Genomic DNA, 19,779 nt, shown 5'->3' with positions numbered 1-19,779 from the left:
CCGCGTTTACCTCCCAGCCACTGCACCAGCCAGCTAACGGCGGGGTGCAATTGGCTGCGTTTATCGGCGGCTAGCATAACGTGTAAATGGTAGCGGTTCTGGCGTCTTTCCATCGGGGCGGGCACTGGCCCTAGGCAGCGAGTGGCTACGCGGGACTCTTTGAGCCACTGGCGCAGGGCCTGGGCGGCCTGTTGCGCCGTCGCCAGAGCGGCCTCCTCTTTGGGGCTTTCGATGCGCAGCAACGCCATAAAGCAGAACGGCGGCAGTTGGGCGATGCGCCGCTCTTCGAGCATGTTGCGCGCCAGCGCCCCGTAGCCATGTTCGGCCAACTGACCCAAGTGAGGGTCGTCGGGGTGCAGGGTTTGCACCAGCACACGGCCAGGGTGGGCGGCGCGCCCCGCACGGCCTGCCACCTGTTCGAGCAACTGGGCGCTATGTTCGAGGGCGCGAAAATCTGCCGCATACAATCCGCCGTCGGCATTTACGACAACCACCAAAGTAACGTGGGGCAAGTGGTGGCCTTTGGCAAGCATTTGAGTGCCGACCAACACGCAGGGCTCACCGCGCTGTATCTCTTTTAACACTTGCTCAAAGCTATCCTTCCGTCGGGTGCTGTCACGGTCGATGCGGTGGATAGTCGTTTTTGGAAACAGCGTTTGCAGCGTCTCTTCGGTGCGTTCTGTGCCGCTACCCAAGGCGCGCAGGTCGCCGCTGCCGCACTCGGGGCAGGCGTCCGGTAGGGCACGGCGGCTATCGCAGTGGTGACAGGCCAGCAACGGTGGCTGGCGGTGCAGCGTCATGCGCGCGTCACACTGATTGCAATCGGCCATCCAGCCGCAGGCGTGGCAGGCAAGTGTCGGGGCAAAACCGCGGCGATTGATAAAAATCAGCACCTGCTTGCCTGCAGCGAGGGTGCTTTTAATCGCCTTGATAGCGCCGGGCAGCAGCCCTCCCTGGCGGCGCTGGTGGCGTAGGTCGATTAACTCCAGCTTGGCCGGTGGGTGTTGGCTGGGGCGCTGGGTGAGGCGCAGATGGCGGTAGGCACCGGCAAGTGCCTGATGCAGGCTCTCTAGGGAAGGGGTGGCGCTGCCCATTAGCAGCGGAATCTTATGGTAGTGGGCGCGTGCCACTGCAAGATCCCGGGCGTGGTAGCGTAACCCGTCGTGCTGTTTGTAGGAGCCGTCGTGCTCCTCGTCGACAATAATCGCGCCGGGGTTAGCCAGCGGGGTAAAAATCGCCGAACGGGTGCCGATAATGATCAACGCCCGGCCGCTGGCGGCGGCTTCCCACACGTCTAGCCGCTCGGGGTCGGTGAGGCCAGAATGCAGCGCCACCACGGGAACGCGAAAGCGGCTTCTAAAGCGCGCCAGCGTCTGTGGGGTTAGGCCAATTTCTGGCACCAGTACCAGCGACTGTTTGCCCTTGGCGGCAATGGCTTCAATCAGTTGGAGGTAGACTTCGGTTTTACCGCTACCGGTGACGCCTTCGAGCAAACAGGGGTGGTAGCCGTCGAGCTTTTCGTGCAGCGCTGCCAGCGCCGTGGCTTGCTCACGGTTTAAAGGCAGCGCTGGTGTCGCCAGTAGGTTGCCGCTGGGTGGCGCTGGGGCAGTCAGAATATGTTCCTGGCTGGTCGCCAAGCCTTTCTTCTTCAACGCTAATAGCTGGTCGCGGGCAAAACCATGGGCGCTAACCGCGCGGCCGGGTAGCCCGTGGGGGTGCTGGCGCAGCAGTGCATGCAGCGCCGCTTGTTTAGGTGCTCGGCTGAGTGTTTCTTCGGCGTCTTCGCCCTGGGCAAGCCAAAGGGTTTGGGTGCGACCGGCCATAGGGTGGCCCTGGCGCAGTCGCGCGGGCATGGCGTGGTGCAGGGTGTCGCCCAGGCTGTGCTGATAGTACCGGGCGGCGAAGCGGCATAGCCATAGCCAATCGTCCGGCAACGGGGCATCATCCAGCGCTTCACTGATGCCACGCAACTGGCTGCGCGGCAGGTCGCTATGGTCGGCCAATTCAACGACCACGCCGACGACTTCGCGACGCCCAAAGGGCACTCGCACTCGCAGCCCCGTCTGCCAGCCGCAGGAGGGTGCTTGCTTGGATGGCAGGTAGTCGAACAGGCGGCGCAGCGGCGAGGGCAGGGCTACCTTAAGTACCTGATCGAGTGCTTGAGAAGGTCTTTGATAAGGCCTTTGAGACGGTCTTTGCGAAGATGCCTGCGAAGAAAAGGAGTCAGCCAATTGGCCTCCGGCGTTAGTTTTGCTAGAATATGCGACCGCTCTAAATCCTAACGATCTTTCTTTGGGAAGTATGTCCCTAAAGACTATCGTAAAGACAGGGCGGCTAACCGGTTAGTCGTTTTTTCCAAACCCGTATGCGGTACCTGGCACGAGATCAGGTGGCGGCATATAGCTTCGTGAGGCTCGAGATGAGACAAGGTATTCACCCGAATTACAACACGGTCACCGCCAACTGTTCTTGCGGCGCCACTTTCCAAGTAGGTTCGACCTCTGGTCAGGACTTTTCTTTGGATGTGTGCTCCAACTGCCACCCGTTCTACACCGGTAAGCAGAAGCAAGCGACCACTGGTGGCCGCGTAGAGCGTTTCAACAAGCGTTTCGGCGCTGCTGTTAAGCGCGGCTAATCCCAGTCGGATAAGCCATATCGCCAGCGTGCCTGTTCAGAACAGGCGAAGCTCGCGCAAAACCCACGCCCCGGCGTGGGTTTTTTGTTAGCTAAATATGCTTGCCTTATAAGCGGCGTTTGGAAAATTTTTCCATAAATGCTGTGTTGCAGCAATAAGCAAACCATTATAGGTAAGTTCTGTTTGCATAAGTTTCAGTAAATAATGGCTAAATGTGACGAATGTGAAGGCATAATTCAGTTAAACGGGCGTTTTTTTGTAAGTTGACTGCGCGCTTGAGACGCTATGGTTTTTTCTATATTCTGAAAAGACTTATCTACTTTATGCTAACTGGACTCTGACCATGACGGATGCAAATAAGCAGGCTGCTTTGGATTATCACGCTAAACCGATTCCCGGTAAGCTTTCGGTGGAGTTGACCAAACCCACCGCGACTGCACGGGATTTGGCGTTGGCGTATAGCCCAGGCGTGGCTGAGCCAGTGCTTGAAATTGCCCGGGATGCGGAAAATGCTTACCGCTATACCGGCAAGGGTAATCTGGTCGCGGTTATTACCGACGGCAGCGCTATTCTTGGTCTGGGTAACCTGGGGCCGTTGGCCAGCAAGCCGGTAATGGAAGGTAAAGGCGTGCTGTTCAAGTGCTTTGCGGGCATCAACTCGGTGGATATCGAAGTGGATGCAGAAAGCCCGCAGGCGTTTATCGATACCGTAGCGCGGATTGCTGATACCTGGGGCGGCATCAATCTTGAAGATATTAAGGCGCCGGAGTGCTTTGAAATCGAGAAAGCGCTGATTGAGCGCTGCAGTATCCCGGTATTTCACGATGACCAGCACGGTACCGCCATTGTCACGGCGGCTGGCATGCTGAATGCCTTGGATATTGCTGGCAAAAAAATCGAAGACGTTAAAATTGTTTGCATGGGCGCAGGTGCGGCGGCGATTGCCTGTATGCGGCTGCTGGTCTCTTGTGGTGCTAGTAAAGATAACCTGGTGATGCTGGATCGGCGTGGCGTTATTCACACCGATCGTGAGGGCATTAACGAATATAAAGCCGAGTTTGCCCGCGATACCGAGATGCGCACCTTAGACGATGCCATCGACAATGCGGATGTCTTTATCGGCCTGTCAGGCCCCGGGCTGCTATCCGCTGAGCAGGTCAAGAAAATGGCGCCTGATCCGGTGATTTTTGCTTGCACTAACCCAGATCCGGAAATTCACCCGGATGTTGCTCGTGAAGTACGTCCGGATGTGATCATGGCGACCGGCCGTTCGGACTTCCCGAACCAGGTCAATAACGTGCTGGGCTTTCCTTTTATCTTCCGCGGCGCTTTGGATGTTCGCGCCACGCGCATCAATGAAGAGATGAAGCTGGCGGCGGTGCATGCGCTGAAAGATCTGGCCCGTGAGCCGGTGCCCCAGGAAGTGCTCAACGCCTACGAGCGCACAGAAATGAGCTTTGGCCGCGAGTACATCATTCCCACGCCGGTCGATATTCGCCTGCTGGCGCGGGTCACCTCGGCGGTTGCTCAAGCCGCGGTCGATTCTGGTGTCGCGCGTAAGCCTTTCCCATCGCACTACCCACTGCAGTCAATTAACGACGTTTACGGCGGCTAAGCCCCTAACTTGTTCGCTGACTTACGCCCGCTTCTTGCGGGCGTAAGTGTTTTGAGTGACTGCCTATTTAGTCTTTCGAATAGCGCGTCAGCCCTTCCTGAGCGGTAGAGGCCACTAAGCGGCCATCGCGGCTGTATATATGCCCCCGCGCCAGCCCGCGAGCACCGCCTGTCCAGGGTGAGTCGATAACGTATAGCAGCCAGTCATCCAGGCGGGTGTCTTGGTGGAGCCACAGGGCATGGTCAAGGCTGGCAATGCGCAGCTTGGGGTCTCGGTATTCAATGCCGTGGGGAATCAGGCTGGTGGTCAGCAGGTTGAAGTCAGAAGCGTAAGAGAGCAGGTGGCGGTGCAATGCCGGGTCGTCTGGCAGCGTGCCGGAAAGACGAAACCATAAGCATTGGCCTGCAGGCGTGCCGTTGTCGGGGTTGCCGGGTAGATGCACAAACTCAATCGGGTGGCCGGGAAAGCGGTCGTGCTTGGCTTCGCCGCTTTCGATTAACGCTTCGGGTGTCGGCACATCCGGCATGGCGCGCTGATGGCTAAAGCTCGCCTCTTCGCTTTGAAAAGAAGCGCTGCAAAAGAAGATCGGTCGGCCTTTTTGAATGGCAGTGACGCGGCGGGTCGTGAAGCTGCCACCATCGCGAATAGTATCCACCTGATAAACAACGGGCCGATGAGGGTCGCCGGGGCGCAGAAAATAGCCGTGTTGAGAGTGCGGTCGGCGCTCAACAGGCACTGTGCGCGCGGCGGCTGCAAGCGCTTGGCCGAGTACCTGACCACCATAGAGCTGAGGAAAGCCTAGATCCTGGCTCTGGCCACGATATAGCGTCTCTTCCAGCGTTTCTAGCTCCAGTAACGCTACCAGTTTATTCAGCGCGTCTGTCATTCTCGGTATCCTTGCGGCTGTCTCAATCGAATGCTGTCGATGAAAATGAGTTACTACGGCAGGGGTTAACCCTTTCATACGATCGTTTTGCTACCTTAGCGGAGTTTACGTTTATGCGCAGCGATGAATTTTACATGCACCGGGCGCTTGACCAAGCGCACTTGGCAGCAGCGGCGGGCGAGGTGCCCGTGGGGGCGGTGGTTGTCGATGCGCAGGGGGAGATTATTGGCGTCGGCTGCAACGCCCCGGTGGCGAGCTGCGACCCTAGCGGCCACGCGGAAGTTCGTGCCCTGCGCGAAGCGGGCAAGCACCAGGACAATTATCGGCTTGAGGGCTGTACGCTGTTTGTCACCCTAGAGCCGTGCATGATGTGCGCAGGTGCGATGATACACGCGCGCTTGGCGCGGTTAGTGTATGGCGCCGCCGAACCTAGGGCTGGCATGGTCGAATCTAAAGCTAACCTGCTGGCGCAGCCGTGGTTTAACCATCAGGTATTGGTGACCGGGGGGGTGTTGGCGCCAGCGTCGCAAAAATTGCTGAAGCGCTTTTTTGCCGCGCGGCGAGAGCAGCCCTGTGAATAGTTATCCGCAGACGGGTAACGGGTCAGTGAAGTGGGATGCGACAGAGGTGGCTTTTAATTAAGCGGTGGCACAAGCTCGAACAATAGCAGCGGGTCATCGTTGACAGCCGTTTGCTCTAGTTGGAAAAACTGCTGACGGCTGCGCTCAACATACTCAATCATTTCGTAGTAGCGGCGGATATTGCGTACGTATATCACCGGCTCGCCGCCACGGGCGTAGCCGTGACGCGTCTGGCTATGCCATTCACGCTGCTGTAACAGGGGCAGCGCGGCGCGTACGTCCATCCAGCTATCGGGATCGCCGCCGCGCATCTCTGTAATCTTGCGAGCATCATACAAGTGTCCCAGGCCCACATTATAAGCAGCCATAGCCATAAACAGGCGGTCTTCACCGGTGATACTTTCCGGTAAGCGATCCTTGATGCTGCGTAAATAGCGAGCACCGCCATCGATGCTCTGGGCCGGATCGGTACGGTCGCTGACGTCCATCTCACTGGCGGTGGGATTGGTCAGCATCATCAAACCGCGCACCCCCGTCGGCGATACAGCATCTGGATCCCAGTGAGACTCTTGGTAGCCCACCGCAGCGAGTAACTTCCAATCAAACCCCGTTTCCCGGGCAGACTGCTGGAATAGCTCCGTGTAGCGGGGTAAACGCGCATCCAGGTGATCAAGGAAGGTACGGGTGCCTACATACTCCAAGTAGTCGTCATGGCCAAAGTAGCGGCTGACCAGCCGATCCAGTATGCCGCTTTCCTGAAGGTCTTGGAGGAAGCGATTGGCGGCCTCGAGTAACCCCAAGCCGCGACCGCTGGGCACTGCCCACGCCATGGAGAGCGGGTCGCCGAGGATAAAGCCGCGCTCAACGTTGGGGAAAAATAGCCGGTTTAAACGAAACTGATGTTCAAAAATAACCGCTGCGTCCAGCGTGCCGTTCTCTACCCGGGCCAGCAGTTCGGCGACCTCCAGCTCGTGGGACTCTTTCCAGCTCAGTGTGGGGTGGCGACGCTGCAGGTCGCGCAGCGCTTCGCTTGTACCCGCTTCGCTAAGCGTACCAAGCTCCAGGCCGACTAGGTCGTTCGGCTCACTAATACCATTCAGGCCGCGCCGGTATACAACCAGCGGCTGCATCTGAATAATCGGCCGAGTGTAGTAAATGCCGGAGGGGTTGGGTAATAGCGGTAGTGCCGCCGCGCCCAGGTCGCCTTTTTCGCGTACCGCCGGGAGCACGCTCTCTGGGTGGTGGCGGGCGTTAAGGTTTAGGCTCACCCCCAGGTGATCGGCAAAGCGGTGCATTAGCTCGTACTCAAAGCCGGTAGGGCCCTGGCGACCTTGGTAATAAGTGGTGGGTGTGTTGCGGGTGTGAAAGGTAATAAAATCTTTTGCAGTGATCTGCGTCAGATGCTCGCCGGGAGGAACCAGGGAGAGAGTCGGTACCAGAGTTAAAAGCGTAATAGCGATCAGCGCGTAATAAGCGCTGGCACGGGCTACAAAATGTCGGCAAATCAACGTCAGCATGATGTCTTGTCGGCATGAAACAAGCTGCCACGATACCCAGCCAGGAGCAGGCTGTCACCTTGTTGATTTCGTGTGGCGGCTGGTTTCCAGTATCATAGTCAATTTTCGGCACCATAAAAGCATGGTCGCATAGCGGCCCGGTGATTTCCCTGCTCGAATTTCCCTGCTCTAGAGGCTTCAGGATATGCTCGAACTGCGAGGCGCGCCCGCCCTTTCTGCCTTCCGTCATGCTCGGCTGTTAGCGGTGCTGCGTGAACGTGTTCCCGAGGTGGAAGCGCTGTCCGCCCACTATGTTCATTTTATCGATGTTCACTCCCATGACCGCCGCGATGAGCTGGATGACGCTGCCCGCGAACGTTTGGCGCAATTGCTAGACTATGTGCCGGGCTATGGCACCCACTCAAGCGTAGAGGTCCCTGAGCGCGCCCAGCGCTTTTTAGTGGTGCCGCGCCTAGGCACCCAGTCTCCCTGGTCTTCAAAAGCCACCGATATCGCCCATAACTGTGGCTTGCACCAGATTAGCCGCATCGAGCGCGGCATCGATTACCGCGTCAGCTTTACCGCTATGCCGGACGAAGAGAGTTTGAGCGCGCTGGTGGCACTGCTGCATGACCGTATGACCGAAACCGTGCTAGCCGATGCCTCGGACGCCGCTATGCTGTTTGCCCAACACGACCCGGCACCGCTGGGCAGTGTGGATATTCTAGAAGGTGGTCGGGATGCGCTGGCAACGGCCAACCAGGCTTTGGGGCTAGCGCTGGCAGAAGATGAAATCGACTATCTTGTCGATGCCTTCAATGAGTTGGGGCGTAACCCCAGCGACGTTGAGCTGATGATGTTTGCTCAGGCCAACTCTGAGCACTGCCGTCACAAAATCTTCAACGCCGATTGGGTGATCGACGGCGAGCTGCAGAGCCACTCGCTGTTTAAGATGATCAAGAACACCTTTGCATCATCGCCGGACAACGTACTCTCGGCCTACAGCGACAACGCTGCGGTCATCAAAGGCAGCCAAGCCGGGCGCTTCTTTGCTACGCCACTGACGGGCGCTGACAACGAACGTGCACTCTACGCGACTCATCAGGAACCCGTTCATATCCTGATGAAGGTTGAAACCCATAATCATCCCACCGCGATCGCCCCTTTCCCGGGAGCTGCGACCGGCTCAGGCGGCGAAATCCGCGACGAAGGTGCTACCGGTATTGGCGGAAAGCCTAAAGCGGGCCTTTCGGGCTATACCGTTTCAAATCTACGCATTCCTGAGTTTGTGCAGCCCTGGGAGGCGTTTGATTACGGCAAGCCCGAGCGCATGCAGTCGGCGCTGAACATCATGCTCGACGGCCCTATCGGCGGCGCCGCGTTCAACAATGAGTTTGGTCGCCCCAATCTAACCGGCTATTTCCGCACCTACGAGCAGGAGTCGCTTAATGAGGGCGGTATTGAACGGCGCGGCTTCCATAAGCCGATTATGCTCGCCGGCGGTTACGGCAATATCCGTGCCCACCACGTGCAAAAGGGCGATATCCCCGTTGGCGGCAAGCTGATTGTGATGGGCGGCCCGGCGATGCTGATTGGCCTGGGTGGCGGCGCAGCCTCCAGCATGTCATCCGGCACCTCTAGTGCCGATTTGGATTTTGCCTCGGTACAACGTGAGAACCCCGAAATTGAACGCCGCGCCCAGGAAGTTATCGACCGCTGCTGGGCGCTGGGCGATCACAACCCGATTCGCTTTATCCACGATGTGGGCGCTGGCGGGCTTTCCAACGCGCTGCCGGAGCTGGTCAAAGACGGCAACCGTGGTGGCCGCTTTGATCTGCGTGCGGTGCCCAACGCCGAGCCGGGCATGAGTCCCCTGGAAATCTGGTGCAACGAAGCCCAGGAGCGCTACGTGCTTGCTGTCGCGCCAGAAGATTTGGACACCTTTGATGCCTTGTGCAAGCGTGAGCGCTGCCCCTATGCGGTCGTCGGCGAAGCATTGGAAGAGCACCACCTTGAAGTGCGCGACGGCCACTTTGAAAGTAAGCCGGTCGATTTGCCGATGAGTGTACTGTTTGGCAAAGCGCCTAAAATGCAGCGCGAATTTGAACGCCACGACCCGGCGCTTTCCGGCATGATGCTGGATAATCTTGACCTGCGCGAAGCGCTGGATCGGGTGCTGCGTCTGCCCACAGTGGCCTCCAAAAATTTCCTGATTACCATTGGCGACCGCTCGATTACTGGCCAAGTGGCTCGCGACCAAATGGTCGGCCCCTGGCAAGTGCCGGTAGCCGATGTAGCGGTGACCACGGCAAGCTTTGACAGCCATGCGGGTGAAGCCATGGCCATGGGGGAGCGTCCGCCGGTAGCATTGATCAACCCCGCGGCTAGCGCCCGCCTGGCGGTTGCCGAAGCGATTACCAATTTGGCGGCGGCACCGATTGCCAAACTTAGCGATATCAAGCTCTCCGCTAACTGGATGAGCGCGGCTGACCATCCAGGTGAAAACCAAGCGTTGTATGACGCCGTTTATGCGGTGGGTATGGAAATGTGCCCGGCGCTGGGCATTGCCATTCCGGTGGGCAAGGACTCAATGTCGATGCGCACGGCTTGGAAGGATGAGAACGAGCAGGGCGAGTACGAAGATAAGAGTGTGACGTCGCCGCTCTCGCTAGTGGTGACCGGCTTTGCTCCGGTGACTGACGCCCTGGCGACGCTCACGCCGCAGATCAATCTGGATCAAGACGAATCGGATCTGATTTTGATCGACCTGGGCAACGGTCAGAACCGTTTGGGCGGCTCAGCGCTGGCGCAGGTATATGGCCAAGTAGGCAATGACTGCCCCGATGTAGATGACCCGGAAGATATCAAGGCCTTCTTTGAGGTCATTCAGGGCCTGAACCGTGACGGCAAGCTGCTGGCGTATCACGATCGTAGCGACGGGGGCCTGCTGGTCACGCTTCTGGAGATGGCCTTTGCCGCCCATGCTGGGCTTGAGATCAAGCTCGACTGGATGATCGATGAGCCGGTGGAGGCGTTGAACGCGCTGTTCTCCGAGGAGCTGGGCGCCGTGATCCAGGTCAATCGTGAACACACGGAAGAAGTGCTGGCGCAGTTTGCCGTTGCCGGTATCGAAACTTGTGGCGTCATCGCCCGTCCGCGTTACGACGACCAGGTGCGCGTCACGCTGTTTGAAGAGCCCTTGCTGGAAACTACCCGTCTGCTTACCCAGCGTACCTGGGCTGAAACCAGTTACCGCATGCAGGCGCTGCGCGATAATCCCGAATGCGCTAAAAACGAATTCGATAATCTGCTCGATAGCCGCGACCCAGGGCTCTCCGCAACACCGTCCTTTGATGTCAATGAGGATGTCAGCGCGCCGTTCGTTAATACCGCCAAGCCCGCCATGGCGGTGCTGCGTGAGCAGGGCGTCAATGGTCAGGTGGAGATGGCCTGGGCCTTCGATAAGGCCGGGTTTGAGGCGGTGGATGTGCATATGAGCGACATCCTTGAAGGGCGCGTATCGCTGGAAGCGTTCAAAGGTCTGGTGGCCTGCGGCGGTTTCTCCTATGGCGACGTGCTGGGCGCTGGTGGCGGCTGGGCCAAGTCGGTGCTGTTTAACGAGCGCGCTCGGGAGCAGTTTGCGGCGTTCTTTGCCCGTGAAGACAGCTTCTCGCTGGGTGTGTGCAACGGCTGCCAGATGCTCTCGCAGTTGAAAACGCTCATTCCCGGCGCTGAAAACTGGCCGACCTTTGTACGCAACGAATCCGAGCAGTTTGAGGCGCGGGTTTCGATGGTGCGGGTTGAAAAGAGCCCCTCGATCCTGCTCGCCGGTATGGAAGGTTCAAAGCTGCCCATTGCCGTGGCCCATGGTGAAGGACAGGCGGCGTTCCGCGACAGCGCGCATTTGCGTAGCATGCAGTCGAGCAGCCAAATCGCCCTGCGTTACATCGATAACTATGGCCAGGCAACTACCCGTTACCCCGCCAACCCCAACGGCTCGCCTGCGGGCATCACCGGTTTGACCACGCCGGATGGCCGGGTAACCATTATGATGCCCCACCCCGAGCGTGTTGCTCGGGCGGTCACCAACTCCTGGCGCCCGGCGGAGTGGACGGAAGATGGTGCCTGGCTGCGGCTATTCCGCAACGCTCGCGTATGGTTGGGTTAGAGATTGATTAAGCAACACCCTAAGGCGGCCTCCGGGCCGCCTTTCCTATCTTCATCTGCTACGCCCAAACTACGCCCCTACCAGCAGGAAGCGGTCAAGCGCGTGGTGGTGCACTTTCGCGCCTCCAGCGAACCTGCTTTGGTAGTATTGCCTACCGGCAGCGGCAAATCCCTGGTGATTGCGGAGCTGGCGCGGTTGGCGAGAGGGCGGGTGCTGGTACTGGCCCATGTGCGCGAACTGGTGGAGCAGAACCACGCCAAGTACCAGGCCTATGGCCTTGAAGCGGATATTTTTAGCGCCGGTTTAAAGCGCAAAGAGGCCAGCCGCCAAGTGGTGTTTGGCTCGGTGCAGTCGGTGGTGCGCAACTTGGATAGTTTTAACGACGCTAACTTTACCCTGTTGGTGATCGATGAGAGCCACCGTGTATCGCTTAATGAAGACGCCAGCTATCGCCAAGTGATCGAGCATCTGCGCCAGCACAACCCGCAGCTGAAGATACTTGGCTTAACGGCGACCCCTTACCGCTTGGGGCAGGGGTTTATCTACTATCGCCACCACCACGGTATGGTGCGCGGCAGCGAAGAGAGCTTTTTTCGCGACTGTGTGTTTGAGCAGCCGCTGCGCCTGATGGTCAAGCAGGGCTACCTCGCTGCGCCCAAGCGCCTGGATATGGCCATTGAGGGCTACGACTTCTCCGCACTCAAACCCTCGTCAAGCGGTCTGTTTCAGGAGGAGGAGCTTAATCGCGTGGTGGCGGGTAGCCGGGCAACGCCGGGTATTATCGGGCAAATTGTCGAGCGCGCGGTTGATCGCCAGGGCGTGATGGTTTTTGCTGCCACCGTGGCCCACGCTGAAGAAATCATCGGTTATTTACCCAGGGCAGAAGCCGCGCTGATTACCGGCGCAACGCCTTCCCAGGAGCGCACGACGCTGATCGATGCTTTTAAGGCGCGAGAGCTGAAGTATCTGGTCAACGTGGCGGTGCTGACCACCGGTTTCGATGCTCCCCACGTGGATTTAATCGCTATTTTACGGCCCACCGAATCGGTGAGCCTCTATCAGCAGATGATAGGTAGAGGGCTGCGCTTATCGCCGGGTAAAAGCGACTGTCTAATTCTAGATTACGCCGGTAACCCTTGGGATATCTATGCCCCCGAAGTGGGCGAGCCGAAGCCGGATAGCGATAGTGAGCCGGTGCAGGTGGAGTGCCCTGCCTGCGGCCACGCCAATCTTTACTGGGGCAAGCGCGATGGTGAGCTAGTGATTGAGCACTTTGGCCGCCGTTGTCAGGGTTTGGTAGAGGACGAGGAGGGAAAGCATCGCCAGTGCGAATTTCGCTTTCGCTTTAAGGTCTGCGAGGAGTGTGGGGCTGAAAATGACATCGCCGCCCGGTGCTGCCACGGTTGTGAGAAACTGTTGGTGGATGCCGACGATAAGCTCAAAGATGCGCTGAAGCTCAAAGATGCAAAAGTGTTAAGGGTCAGCGGCATGCAGCTGGAAGCAACCACCAACGGTCGCGGCCTGCCGCGTTTAAAAGTCACCTACCACGACGAAGACGGCAGCCATCTTTCTGAGTGGTTTGCGCTGGAAACCCCGGCTCAGCGGCGCGCCTTCTACGCTGCTTTTCTGCGTTACCACCTGCGCGCACCAGGGGGTAAATGGCAGCCGCTAAGCGCCGACGAAGTCGTTGCCGAACAACGCCGCCTGCGCCACCCTGATTTTGTCGTAGGCCGCAAAGTGGGGCGCCATTTCCAAATCCGTGACAAGCTGTTTGACTATGCAGGCCGCTACCGGAAAGCGGTGGAGGCGGGGTAGCATGTGCCTTGTGGCGATAAACCATCTATTATTCAACACCGCGATATACTAGAGGGAGCCTGGCATGACTAATTCTCCTAAGCGAGTTACGTTTGATGAAGATAATTTTTGGGTTGAGTTAAGCGATGGGCGAACGGTCGGCGTACCGCTGGCTTGGTACCCGCGCCTTCTTAAAGCATCACCTCAACAATTGGCAAGCTATGAATTGAGCGCCCGTGGAATTCATTGGGATGCACTGGATGAAGATGTATCTATTGATGGGATTTTGGCCGGGCAAGGCGATTTAACACGTCACCGTCAGGCTGTTGCCTGATTTCAACCACCTTAAGAGAGCCCGACCCGCGTGAGCGAGACGCCAAGCGATGCTATCGATTTAGAAAATCCTGATGCCGCGGTAACCGAGCCTGCGGCCGCTTCGTTTGGGCGCCTGTTTAATGAGCCGATTACCCAAATGCCGGAGGATTTGTATATTCCGCCGGAAGCGCTGCGCGTGTTTTTGGAAACCTTTGAAGGCCCACTGGATCTGCTGCTCTACCTGATTCGCCGCCAAAATCTGGATATTTTGACCATCAACGTGGCGACCATCACCCACCAGTACATCGAGTACGTGGAGCTGATGAAGGCCATGGAGATCGAGCTGGCGGGGGAATACCTGCTAATGGCCGCCATGCTGGCAGAGATAAAGTCGCGCACGTTGCTGCCGCGTCCACCGAAGGCAGAGGGCGATGACGAGGAAGATCCCCGCGCTGAGCTTATCCGCCGACTGCAAGAGTATGAGCGCCTTAAAGAGGCGGCAGAAACGCTGGATACGCTGCCGCGCATGGGGCGTGACTGGTTCAGCGTGCAAGCGGGCTTACCACCGCTGGAATCCCGCGTGATTCACCCAGAGGTGGAGTTGGATGAATTGCTCAGCGCGCTCTCCGATATCCTTAAGCGCGCCGAACTAGTGCAGGCCCACCAGATCAGTCGCGAGGTGCTCTCTACCCGCGAGCGCATGCTCAAGATTATGGAACAGCTAAGTCACGATGACGCCCAGCAGCGCTATACCCCCTTTGAAGCACTGTTTACTTTAGAAGAGGGGCGCGCAGGGGTGGTGGTCACTTTTATGGCGATTCTTGAGCTAGCTAAAGAAGCCATGATTGAAATAGTGCAAAATGCGGCGCTGTCGCCGATTCACGTGCGCGCGCGGCGTGCTGCCCTTGCTGACGGTGAGGAAAGTGCTTTTGATGAGGGCGAGATAGAAGATGATGCCTATGGCGAGTCCGCTTTTGAACCTGGCGAGGAGACGCCATGAGTAACGCCGTCACCGCGTTAGATGACACTGTTTTAGATGACATTGTCGAAGCGGCACTGCTGGCTGCTGGCGAACCGATACCCCTTGATCGGTTGGAGACGCTTTTTCTTGAAGGCGAATGCCCCACGCGCAAGGAGTTTCGTGACGTCCTGGAGCGTTTGCAGCAGCGCCATTCTGGTGGTGCGCTGGAGCTGCTGGAAACGTTCTCAGGCTACCAGCTGCGCATTCGTCCGCGGCTTTCCCAGTGGGTGTCGCGGTTGTGGGATGAGCGCCCCCAACGTTACTCACGGGCACTGTTGGAAACCCTGGCGTTAATCGCCTACCGGCAGCCGGTCACCCGGGGCGATATTGAAGAGGTGCGTGGGGTCAGCGTTAGCAGCTCAATTATGCGTACTCTGTCAGAACGTGGCTGGATTCGCGTAGTCGGTCATCGTGATGTGCCCGGTCGACCGGCGGTATACGCCACCACACGCAGCTTTTTAGATGATTTTGGGTTAAAAACCCTCGACGCGCTGCCGCCCATGCACACCTTGGCAAGCTGGGACGAAAACGAAATATCTGAAGAGCCGGGGATGACAAGTGATGCTGATGTTCAGGAAGAAAATGGCACTGGTTCAGGCGATGAAGCACTAGACGAAATGATCAAAACGGTGCAGGATGCGCCACTCCAGAAAGAACAGATAACCTCGGCTGATATAGCCGACACGCACGCCGAGACGGCGTTAACCCAGCCGCTGAGTTTTGCCGACCTACAGGCTCGGCTCGCGGCCCGTGCCAAGCGCCAACAAGACGAGCGCGAAAGCACGGAGACTACCGATGTGAGGTCAGACGACCATGAGTCAGAGTGATAACACCACGCCCCCAACCAGCGAAAAGCTGCAAAAAGTCTTGGCCCGTGCAGGCCTTGGCTCGCGTCGTGAGATGGAAGCGGCGATTTCCGCCGGCCGCGTTAAAGTGAATAGTCAGGTGGCTAAATTGGGCGACCGCGTTGAAGCGCGGGACAAAGTCAGTTTTGATGACCGCCCAGTGACACTACGCCCCGAAGAAGAAGTGCCACGCCGGGTGATTATGTACAACAAGCCGGAAGGCGAGCTGTGCACCCGTAAGGACCCAGAAGGTCGCCGCACAGTGTTTGACCGCTTGCCGCGCCTAAAAGGCGAACGCTGGATTGCGATCGGTCGCCTGGATATCAACACCAGTGGTTTACTGCTGTTTACCACCGATGGTGAGCTGGCCAATCGTTTGATGCACCCCTCTACCCAGGTGGAGCGCGAGTATGCGGTTCGCGTGATGGGTGAAGTGAAGCGCGAGCATATCCTGGCGATGGTCGATGGCGTCATGCTGGAAGATGGGCCTGCGCGCTTTACCGATGTGCAGGAGTTTGGTGGCGAAGGCATCAACACCTGGTTCCACGTGGTGATTCTGGAAGGACGCAACCGTGAAGTGCGTCGTCTTTGGGAATCACAGGCTCTTACGGTTAGTCGCCTTAAACGCGTGCGCTACGGCAATATCTTCCTCGATAAGCGAGCAAAAGCCGGTGAATGGGTCGAACTTACCCAGGATGAGGTGGATGACTTAGCCACCCTGGCTAACTTAGAGACCCGTAAGGTGCCTGCGCTGACGCCGGATGAGAAGAATCGCTGGAACCGCGATAAGCACAAGCGTAAACCGGTACAGGTATTGCGCAAACCGAAAAGCAAAGCTCGCTAAGCCATTAGCCTAGGCTGATATGCGTGCCTGTCAGCATTGAGTGACGCGAGCAGGCACACAAATGATGTATTGTTGTAGAGTGAAGGCGAAAAAACGCTTGCTATCAATAAGGTGTAAGCGTAGGATATGCATCCGTTCAGGCGGGTCGTTAGCTCAGTTGGTAGAGCAGTTGACTTTTAATCAATTGGTCGCAGGTTCGAATCCTGCACGACCCACCATTCAAACAACTGATCAGTTTGAATTGAGTGATGAGCGTTTAGCGTATGCAGCATTTAGAGTATGTGTTGTAACGTCATTAAATGAATAGCAAAGCAAGTTTGGGTCGTTAGCTCAGTTGGTAGAGCAGTTGACTTTTAATCAATTGGTCGCAGGTTCGAATCCTGCACGACCCACCATTCAAACAACTGATCAGTTTGAATTGAGTGATGAGCGTTTAGCGTATGCAGCATTTAGAGTATGTGTTGTAACGTCATTAAATGAATAGCAAAGCAAGTTTGGGTCGTTAGCTCAGTTGGTAGAGCAGTTGACTTTTAATCAATTGGTCGCAGGTTCGAATCCTGCACGACCCACCAAATTCAACGCCCTTGGCAGTTTAACTGCCAGGGGCGTTTTGCTATGTGTCTGGAAAGCAATCTGTGTGTGACAATCTGTTTGCAGTTGGCAGTCATTTCCCACCACAATGGTTTAGAATGAATAGTGCTAGAACCATTTTTTAAGCGCTAGCTTTAAGCACTAGCTTTAAGCAACAGTTCCAAGCAATAGATTTTAAGCGTTAGGCCACCGCGAGAGACGCATCGGCCTATCGCGCACACGAGCGGTATTGGTATAGAACGATGGGTACCTATGCCGTGGCCCAGTGTTTAACAGGGGGATTCCCTGTTCGTCACAGTGGTAGACACAATGACTATTATGACTTTACAAGCTGAGCTTGATGCTCCGCTACCCACAGCCTACTGCCCGACCCGCATTCCGGCGGAAGATCAGGCCCGGGTTGAAGAGATCAAGCGGCTATTGAAGGCCCATAACGCTGTTTTGGTCGCACACTACTACACCGATGATGCCATTCAGCAACTGGCGGAAGAGACCGGGGGCTGTGTCGCTGACTCGCTGGAGATGGCTCGCTTTGGTGCTCGTCATGAGGCCACCACGCTGGTTGTCGCCGGTGTCCGCTTTATGGGCGAAACCGCCAAAATCCTATCGCCTGAAAAGCGTGTGCTGATGCCTACCTTGGAAGCCACCTGTTCGCTGGATATTGGCTGTCCTGCCGATGAGTTCAGCGCTTTCTGTGATGCCCACCCTGACCGCACCGTAGTGGTGTATGCCAACACTTCCGCAGCCGTTAAGGCGCGGGCGGATTGGGTGGTGACTTCGTCGATTGCGGTAGAGGTGATTGAGCACCTGCAAGCCAAAGGCGAGAAAATTCTCTGGGCACCTGATAAGCACTTGGGCGGTTACATCCAGAAGAAGACTGGCGCCGATATGTTGATGTGGGACGGCGCCTGTATCGTCCATGAAGAGTTTAAGGCCAAGGGCGTTGAAGACTTGAAGCGTATCTATCCGGATGCCGCGGTGCTGGTGCATCCAGAGTCACCAGAGCCGGTGGTGAAACTGGCGGACGTGGCAGGTTCCACCTCACAGTTGATCAAGGCCGCGAAAGAGCTGCCCAACGATAAGCTGATTGTGGCCACTGATCGTGGCATCTTTTTCAAGATGCAGCAGGCGGTGCCTAATAAAACGCTGTTTGAGGCACCTACAGCGGGTAATGGTGCCACGTGCCGCAGCTGCGCCCACTGCCCCTGGATGGCCATGAACGCGCTGGATAACCTAGCGGGGGCGTTGCGCGATGGGAGTGGTGAAATTCAGGTGGATGAAGCTCTGCGCCTGCAGGCTTTAAAACCCCTTGAACGCATGCTTAACTTCAACGCATAGCGAGAAAAGATTAACCGAATGTCATTGCGAACGAAGAAGTGTCATTGCGAACGAAGTGAAGCAATCTCGGGGTTACTGCCTCCGCTGGTGAAGATTGCCGCGTCGCTGCGCTCCTCGCAATGACAGGTGAAGTGTCGTTGCCAGCCCCGCCATGTCATTGCGAGCGGAGCGAAGCAATCTCGGGGTTTGCTACCACCAAAGAGATTGCCGCGTCGCTGCGCTCCTCTCAATGACATGTGAAGTGTCGTTGCCAGCCCCGCCATGTCATTGCGAGCGGAGCGAAGCAATCTCGGGGGTTGCTACCACCAAAGAGATTGCCGCGTCGCTGCGCTCCTCTCAATGACATGTGAAGTGTCGTTGCCAGCCCCGCCATGTCATTGCGAGCGGAGCGAAGCAATCTCGGGGGTTGCTACCACCAAAGAGATTGCCGCGTCGCTGCGCTCCTCTCAATGACATGTGAAGTGTCGTTGCCAGCCCCGCCATGTCATTGCGAGCGGAGCGAAGCAATCTCGGGGGTTGCTACCACCAAAGAGATTGCCGCGTCGCTGCGCTCCTCTCAATGACATGTGAAGTGTCGTTGCCAGCCCCGCCATGTCATTGCGAGCGGAGCGAAGCAATCTCGGGGTTTGCTACCACCAAAGAGATTGCCGCGTCGCTGCGCTCCTCTCAATGACATGTGAAGTGTCGTTGCCAGCCCCGCCATGTCATTGCGAGCGGAGCGAAGCAATCTCGGGGGTTGCTACCACCAAAGAGATTGCCGCGTCGCTGCGCTCCTCTCAATAACATAGGTTTAGTTAAAATCTTCCAGGGCTTCGCGATACTCGATAAAGTCCTCGCGTCGCTGCTCGATTCTTGCCAGCGCCTGCTGGTCATTTTCCCGCTCGGCGGCATCCCGGGCGATGGAGAGTTGGCGAATGCCGCGATCAACGCGGCCGGTCAGTTGAAGATGCTCTGCGCGCGCTAAATGCCCCCAGCTGTCATGTCCGCTGCGCCCGGCTGCTTCAGCCAACAGATTAAAGCCCTGCGGGTTTTCCGGATTTTGAACGGTAATATCGTTTAGCAGTTGATAAGCTGCCTGCGGGTCGCGCTGAAGCTGTGCTTCGGCCAATGTCAGCTGGGCAGGCAGGTAGTTGGGCATAAAGCGCAGTAATCGCTGGCTGCGTTGAATGGCCTGATCGTAGCGGCCAGCTTCCAGCGCGACGCTCGCTGCAGAGGCAGGCAGCATAGCAAAGTCGGGATGCTCGTTGGCAAGCCTATCCAGCTGCTCCAAAGCGCTGTCGGTTTGGCCGTTGCGAGCATCGATCAGTGCGGCTAAGTAGTCCTGAGCGGCTTGTTCGGCGTCTTCCTGAGCAAGTCGTGAAGCTGCTTGCTGGGGAGTGTTGGTGTAAATGCTCAGCAACGCACGGGCGCGCATCAGGTCGTAGAGGGTATCACTGGTGTACGCATCGGCGACATTAAGCTGGGCGGCGCGGGCTTGCGCGGCGCTTAAACGATTGTCGGTGACCGGGTGGGTTAGCAAGAATTCCGGGGGCGTATCGCCCTGCAGGCGGGCCATGCGCTGCATGGCAGAGAACATGCGTACCATCGCTTCAGGGTCATAGCCCGCGTCGGCCATGGCCTGTAGGCCTATGTTATCGGCTTCCTGTTCAA

At 57.4% G+C, this 19,779-nt stretch carries 14 protein-coding genes and 3 tRNA genes; 13 read left to right on the top strand and 4 right to left on the bottom strand.

The window, feature by feature from the left end; all coding sequences use genetic code 11:
- Nucleotides 1–2,231: primosomal protein N' (locus KUC_RS13890; protein ID WP_244264802.1), on the bottom strand; the 2,231-nt coding region annotated here is incomplete at its 3' end.
- A 188-nt stretch (nt 2,232–2,419) separates the two neighbouring features.
- Between KUC_RS13890 and rpmE the strand changes: the two genes are divergently transcribed.
- Together rpmE and KUC_RS13885 are read left to right on the top strand one after the other, a co-directional pair.
- A complete protein-coding gene (rpmE, locus tag KUC_RS19420; RefSeq protein ID WP_071694190.1) occupies nt 2,420–2,635 on the top strand; it encodes a 50S ribosomal protein L31 in 216 nt (71 codons plus the stop codon).
- A gap of 343 nt (nt 2,636–2,978) precedes the next feature.
- Nucleotides 2,979–4,250 carry a malic enzyme-like NAD(P)-binding protein gene (locus tag KUC_RS13885; protein ID WP_007113845.1) on the top strand — a complete coding sequence of 424 codons (1,272 nt, stop codon included), beginning with the start codon at nt 2,979–2,981 and terminating at the stop codon, nt 4,248–4,250.
- 67 nt (nt 4,251–4,317) lie between these two features.
- Here KUC_RS13885 and KUC_RS13880 read toward each other — a convergent pair whose 3' ends face one another.
- On the bottom strand, nt 4,318–5,136 hold the full coding sequence (locus KUC_RS13880) for an acyl-CoA thioesterase (protein ID WP_007113844.1): 819 nt from the start codon (nt 5,134–5,136) through the stop codon (nt 4,318–4,320).
- A gap of 113 nt (nt 5,137–5,249) precedes the next feature.
- On the opposite strand from KUC_RS13880, the gene tadA reads away from it, so the two are divergent.
- Nucleotides 5,250–5,717, top strand: a complete 468-nt coding sequence (tadA, locus tag KUC_RS13875; RefSeq protein WP_040480917.1) for a tRNA adenosine(34) deaminase TadA — start codon at nt 5,250–5,252, stop codon at nt 5,715–5,717.
- Nucleotides 5,718–5,770: 53 nt separating this feature from the next.
- Here tadA and mltF read toward each other — a convergent pair whose 3' ends face one another.
- Nucleotides 5,771–7,234, bottom strand: coding sequence for a membrane-bound lytic murein transglycosylase MltF (gene mltF, locus KUC_RS13870; RefSeq protein WP_007113842.1), 1,464 nt, complete (start codon nt 7,232–7,234; stop codon nt 5,771–5,773).
- Nucleotides 7,235–7,418: 184 nt separating this feature from the next.
- Between mltF and purL the strand changes: the two genes are divergently transcribed.
- The 10 genes from purL (at nt 7,419) to nadA (ending at nt 18,129) form a co-directional block, all read left to right on the top strand.
- The gene (purL, locus tag KUC_RS13865) at nt 7,419–11,381 is read left to right on the top strand and encodes a phosphoribosylformylglycinamidine synthase (protein WP_007113841.1); all 3,963 of its coding nucleotides are present in this window, start codon (nt 7,419–7,421) and stop codon (nt 11,379–11,381) included.
- 3 nt (nt 11,382–11,384) lie between these two features.
- Nucleotides 11,385–13,196, top strand: coding sequence for a DNA repair helicase RadD (gene radD, locus KUC_RS13860; protein WP_007113840.1), 1,812 nt, complete (start codon nt 11,385–11,387; stop codon nt 13,194–13,196).
- Between the two features lie 64 nt (nt 13,197–13,260).
- Complete coding sequence (locus KUC_RS13855; protein WP_007113839.1) at nt 13,261–13,509, top strand: DUF2442 domain-containing protein; 249 nt, start codon at nt 13,261–13,263, stop codon at nt 13,507–13,509.
- Between the two features lie 30 nt (nt 13,510–13,539).
- Nucleotides 13,540–14,490 carry a segregation and condensation protein A gene (locus KUC_RS13850; RefSeq protein WP_007113838.1) on the top strand — a complete coding sequence of 317 codons (951 nt, stop codon included), beginning with the start codon at nt 13,540–13,542 and terminating at the stop codon, nt 14,488–14,490.
- On the top strand, nt 14,487–15,338 hold the full coding sequence (gene scpB / locus KUC_RS13845) for an SMC-Scp complex subunit ScpB (protein WP_007113837.1): 852 nt from the start codon (nt 14,487–14,489) through the stop codon (nt 15,336–15,338). Before KUC_RS13850 ends, scpB begins: the two co-directional genes overlap by 4 nt.
- Complete coding sequence (gene rluB, locus KUC_RS13840; RefSeq protein WP_007113836.1) at nt 15,325–16,200, top strand: 23S rRNA pseudouridine(2605) synthase RluB; 876 nt, start codon at nt 15,325–15,327, stop codon at nt 16,198–16,200. Before scpB ends, rluB begins: the two co-directional genes overlap by 14 nt.
- A gap of 142 nt (nt 16,201–16,342) precedes the next feature.
- Nucleotides 16,343–16,418 (top strand) — tRNA-Lys (locus KUC_RS13835).
- A 101-nt stretch (nt 16,419–16,519) separates the two neighbouring features.
- Nucleotides 16,520–16,595 (top strand) — tRNA-Lys (locus KUC_RS13830).
- A gap of 101 nt (nt 16,596–16,696) precedes the next feature.
- Nucleotides 16,697–16,772: transfer RNA gene (locus KUC_RS13825), tRNA-Lys, on the top strand.
- Between the two features lie 328 nt (nt 16,773–17,100).
- Entirely contained in the window at nt 17,101–18,129 is a 1,029-nt protein-coding gene (gene nadA / locus KUC_RS13820) for a quinolinate synthase NadA (protein WP_007113834.1), read from the top strand.
- Nucleotides 18,130–18,919: 790 nt separating this feature from the next.
- Here the strand turns inward: nadA and KUC_RS13815 are convergent.
- On the bottom strand, nt 18,920–19,779 hold an 860-nt coding region (locus tag KUC_RS13815), incomplete at its 5' end, for a M48 family metalloprotease (protein WP_040480912.1).

It is taken from the genome of Vreelandella boliviensis LC1 (genome assembly GCF_000236035.1).
GTDB classification, from domain to species: domain Bacteria; phylum Pseudomonadota; class Gammaproteobacteria; order Pseudomonadales; family Halomonadaceae; genus Vreelandella; species Vreelandella boliviensis.
This window is presented reverse-complemented; position numbering and strand designations above follow the sequence as displayed.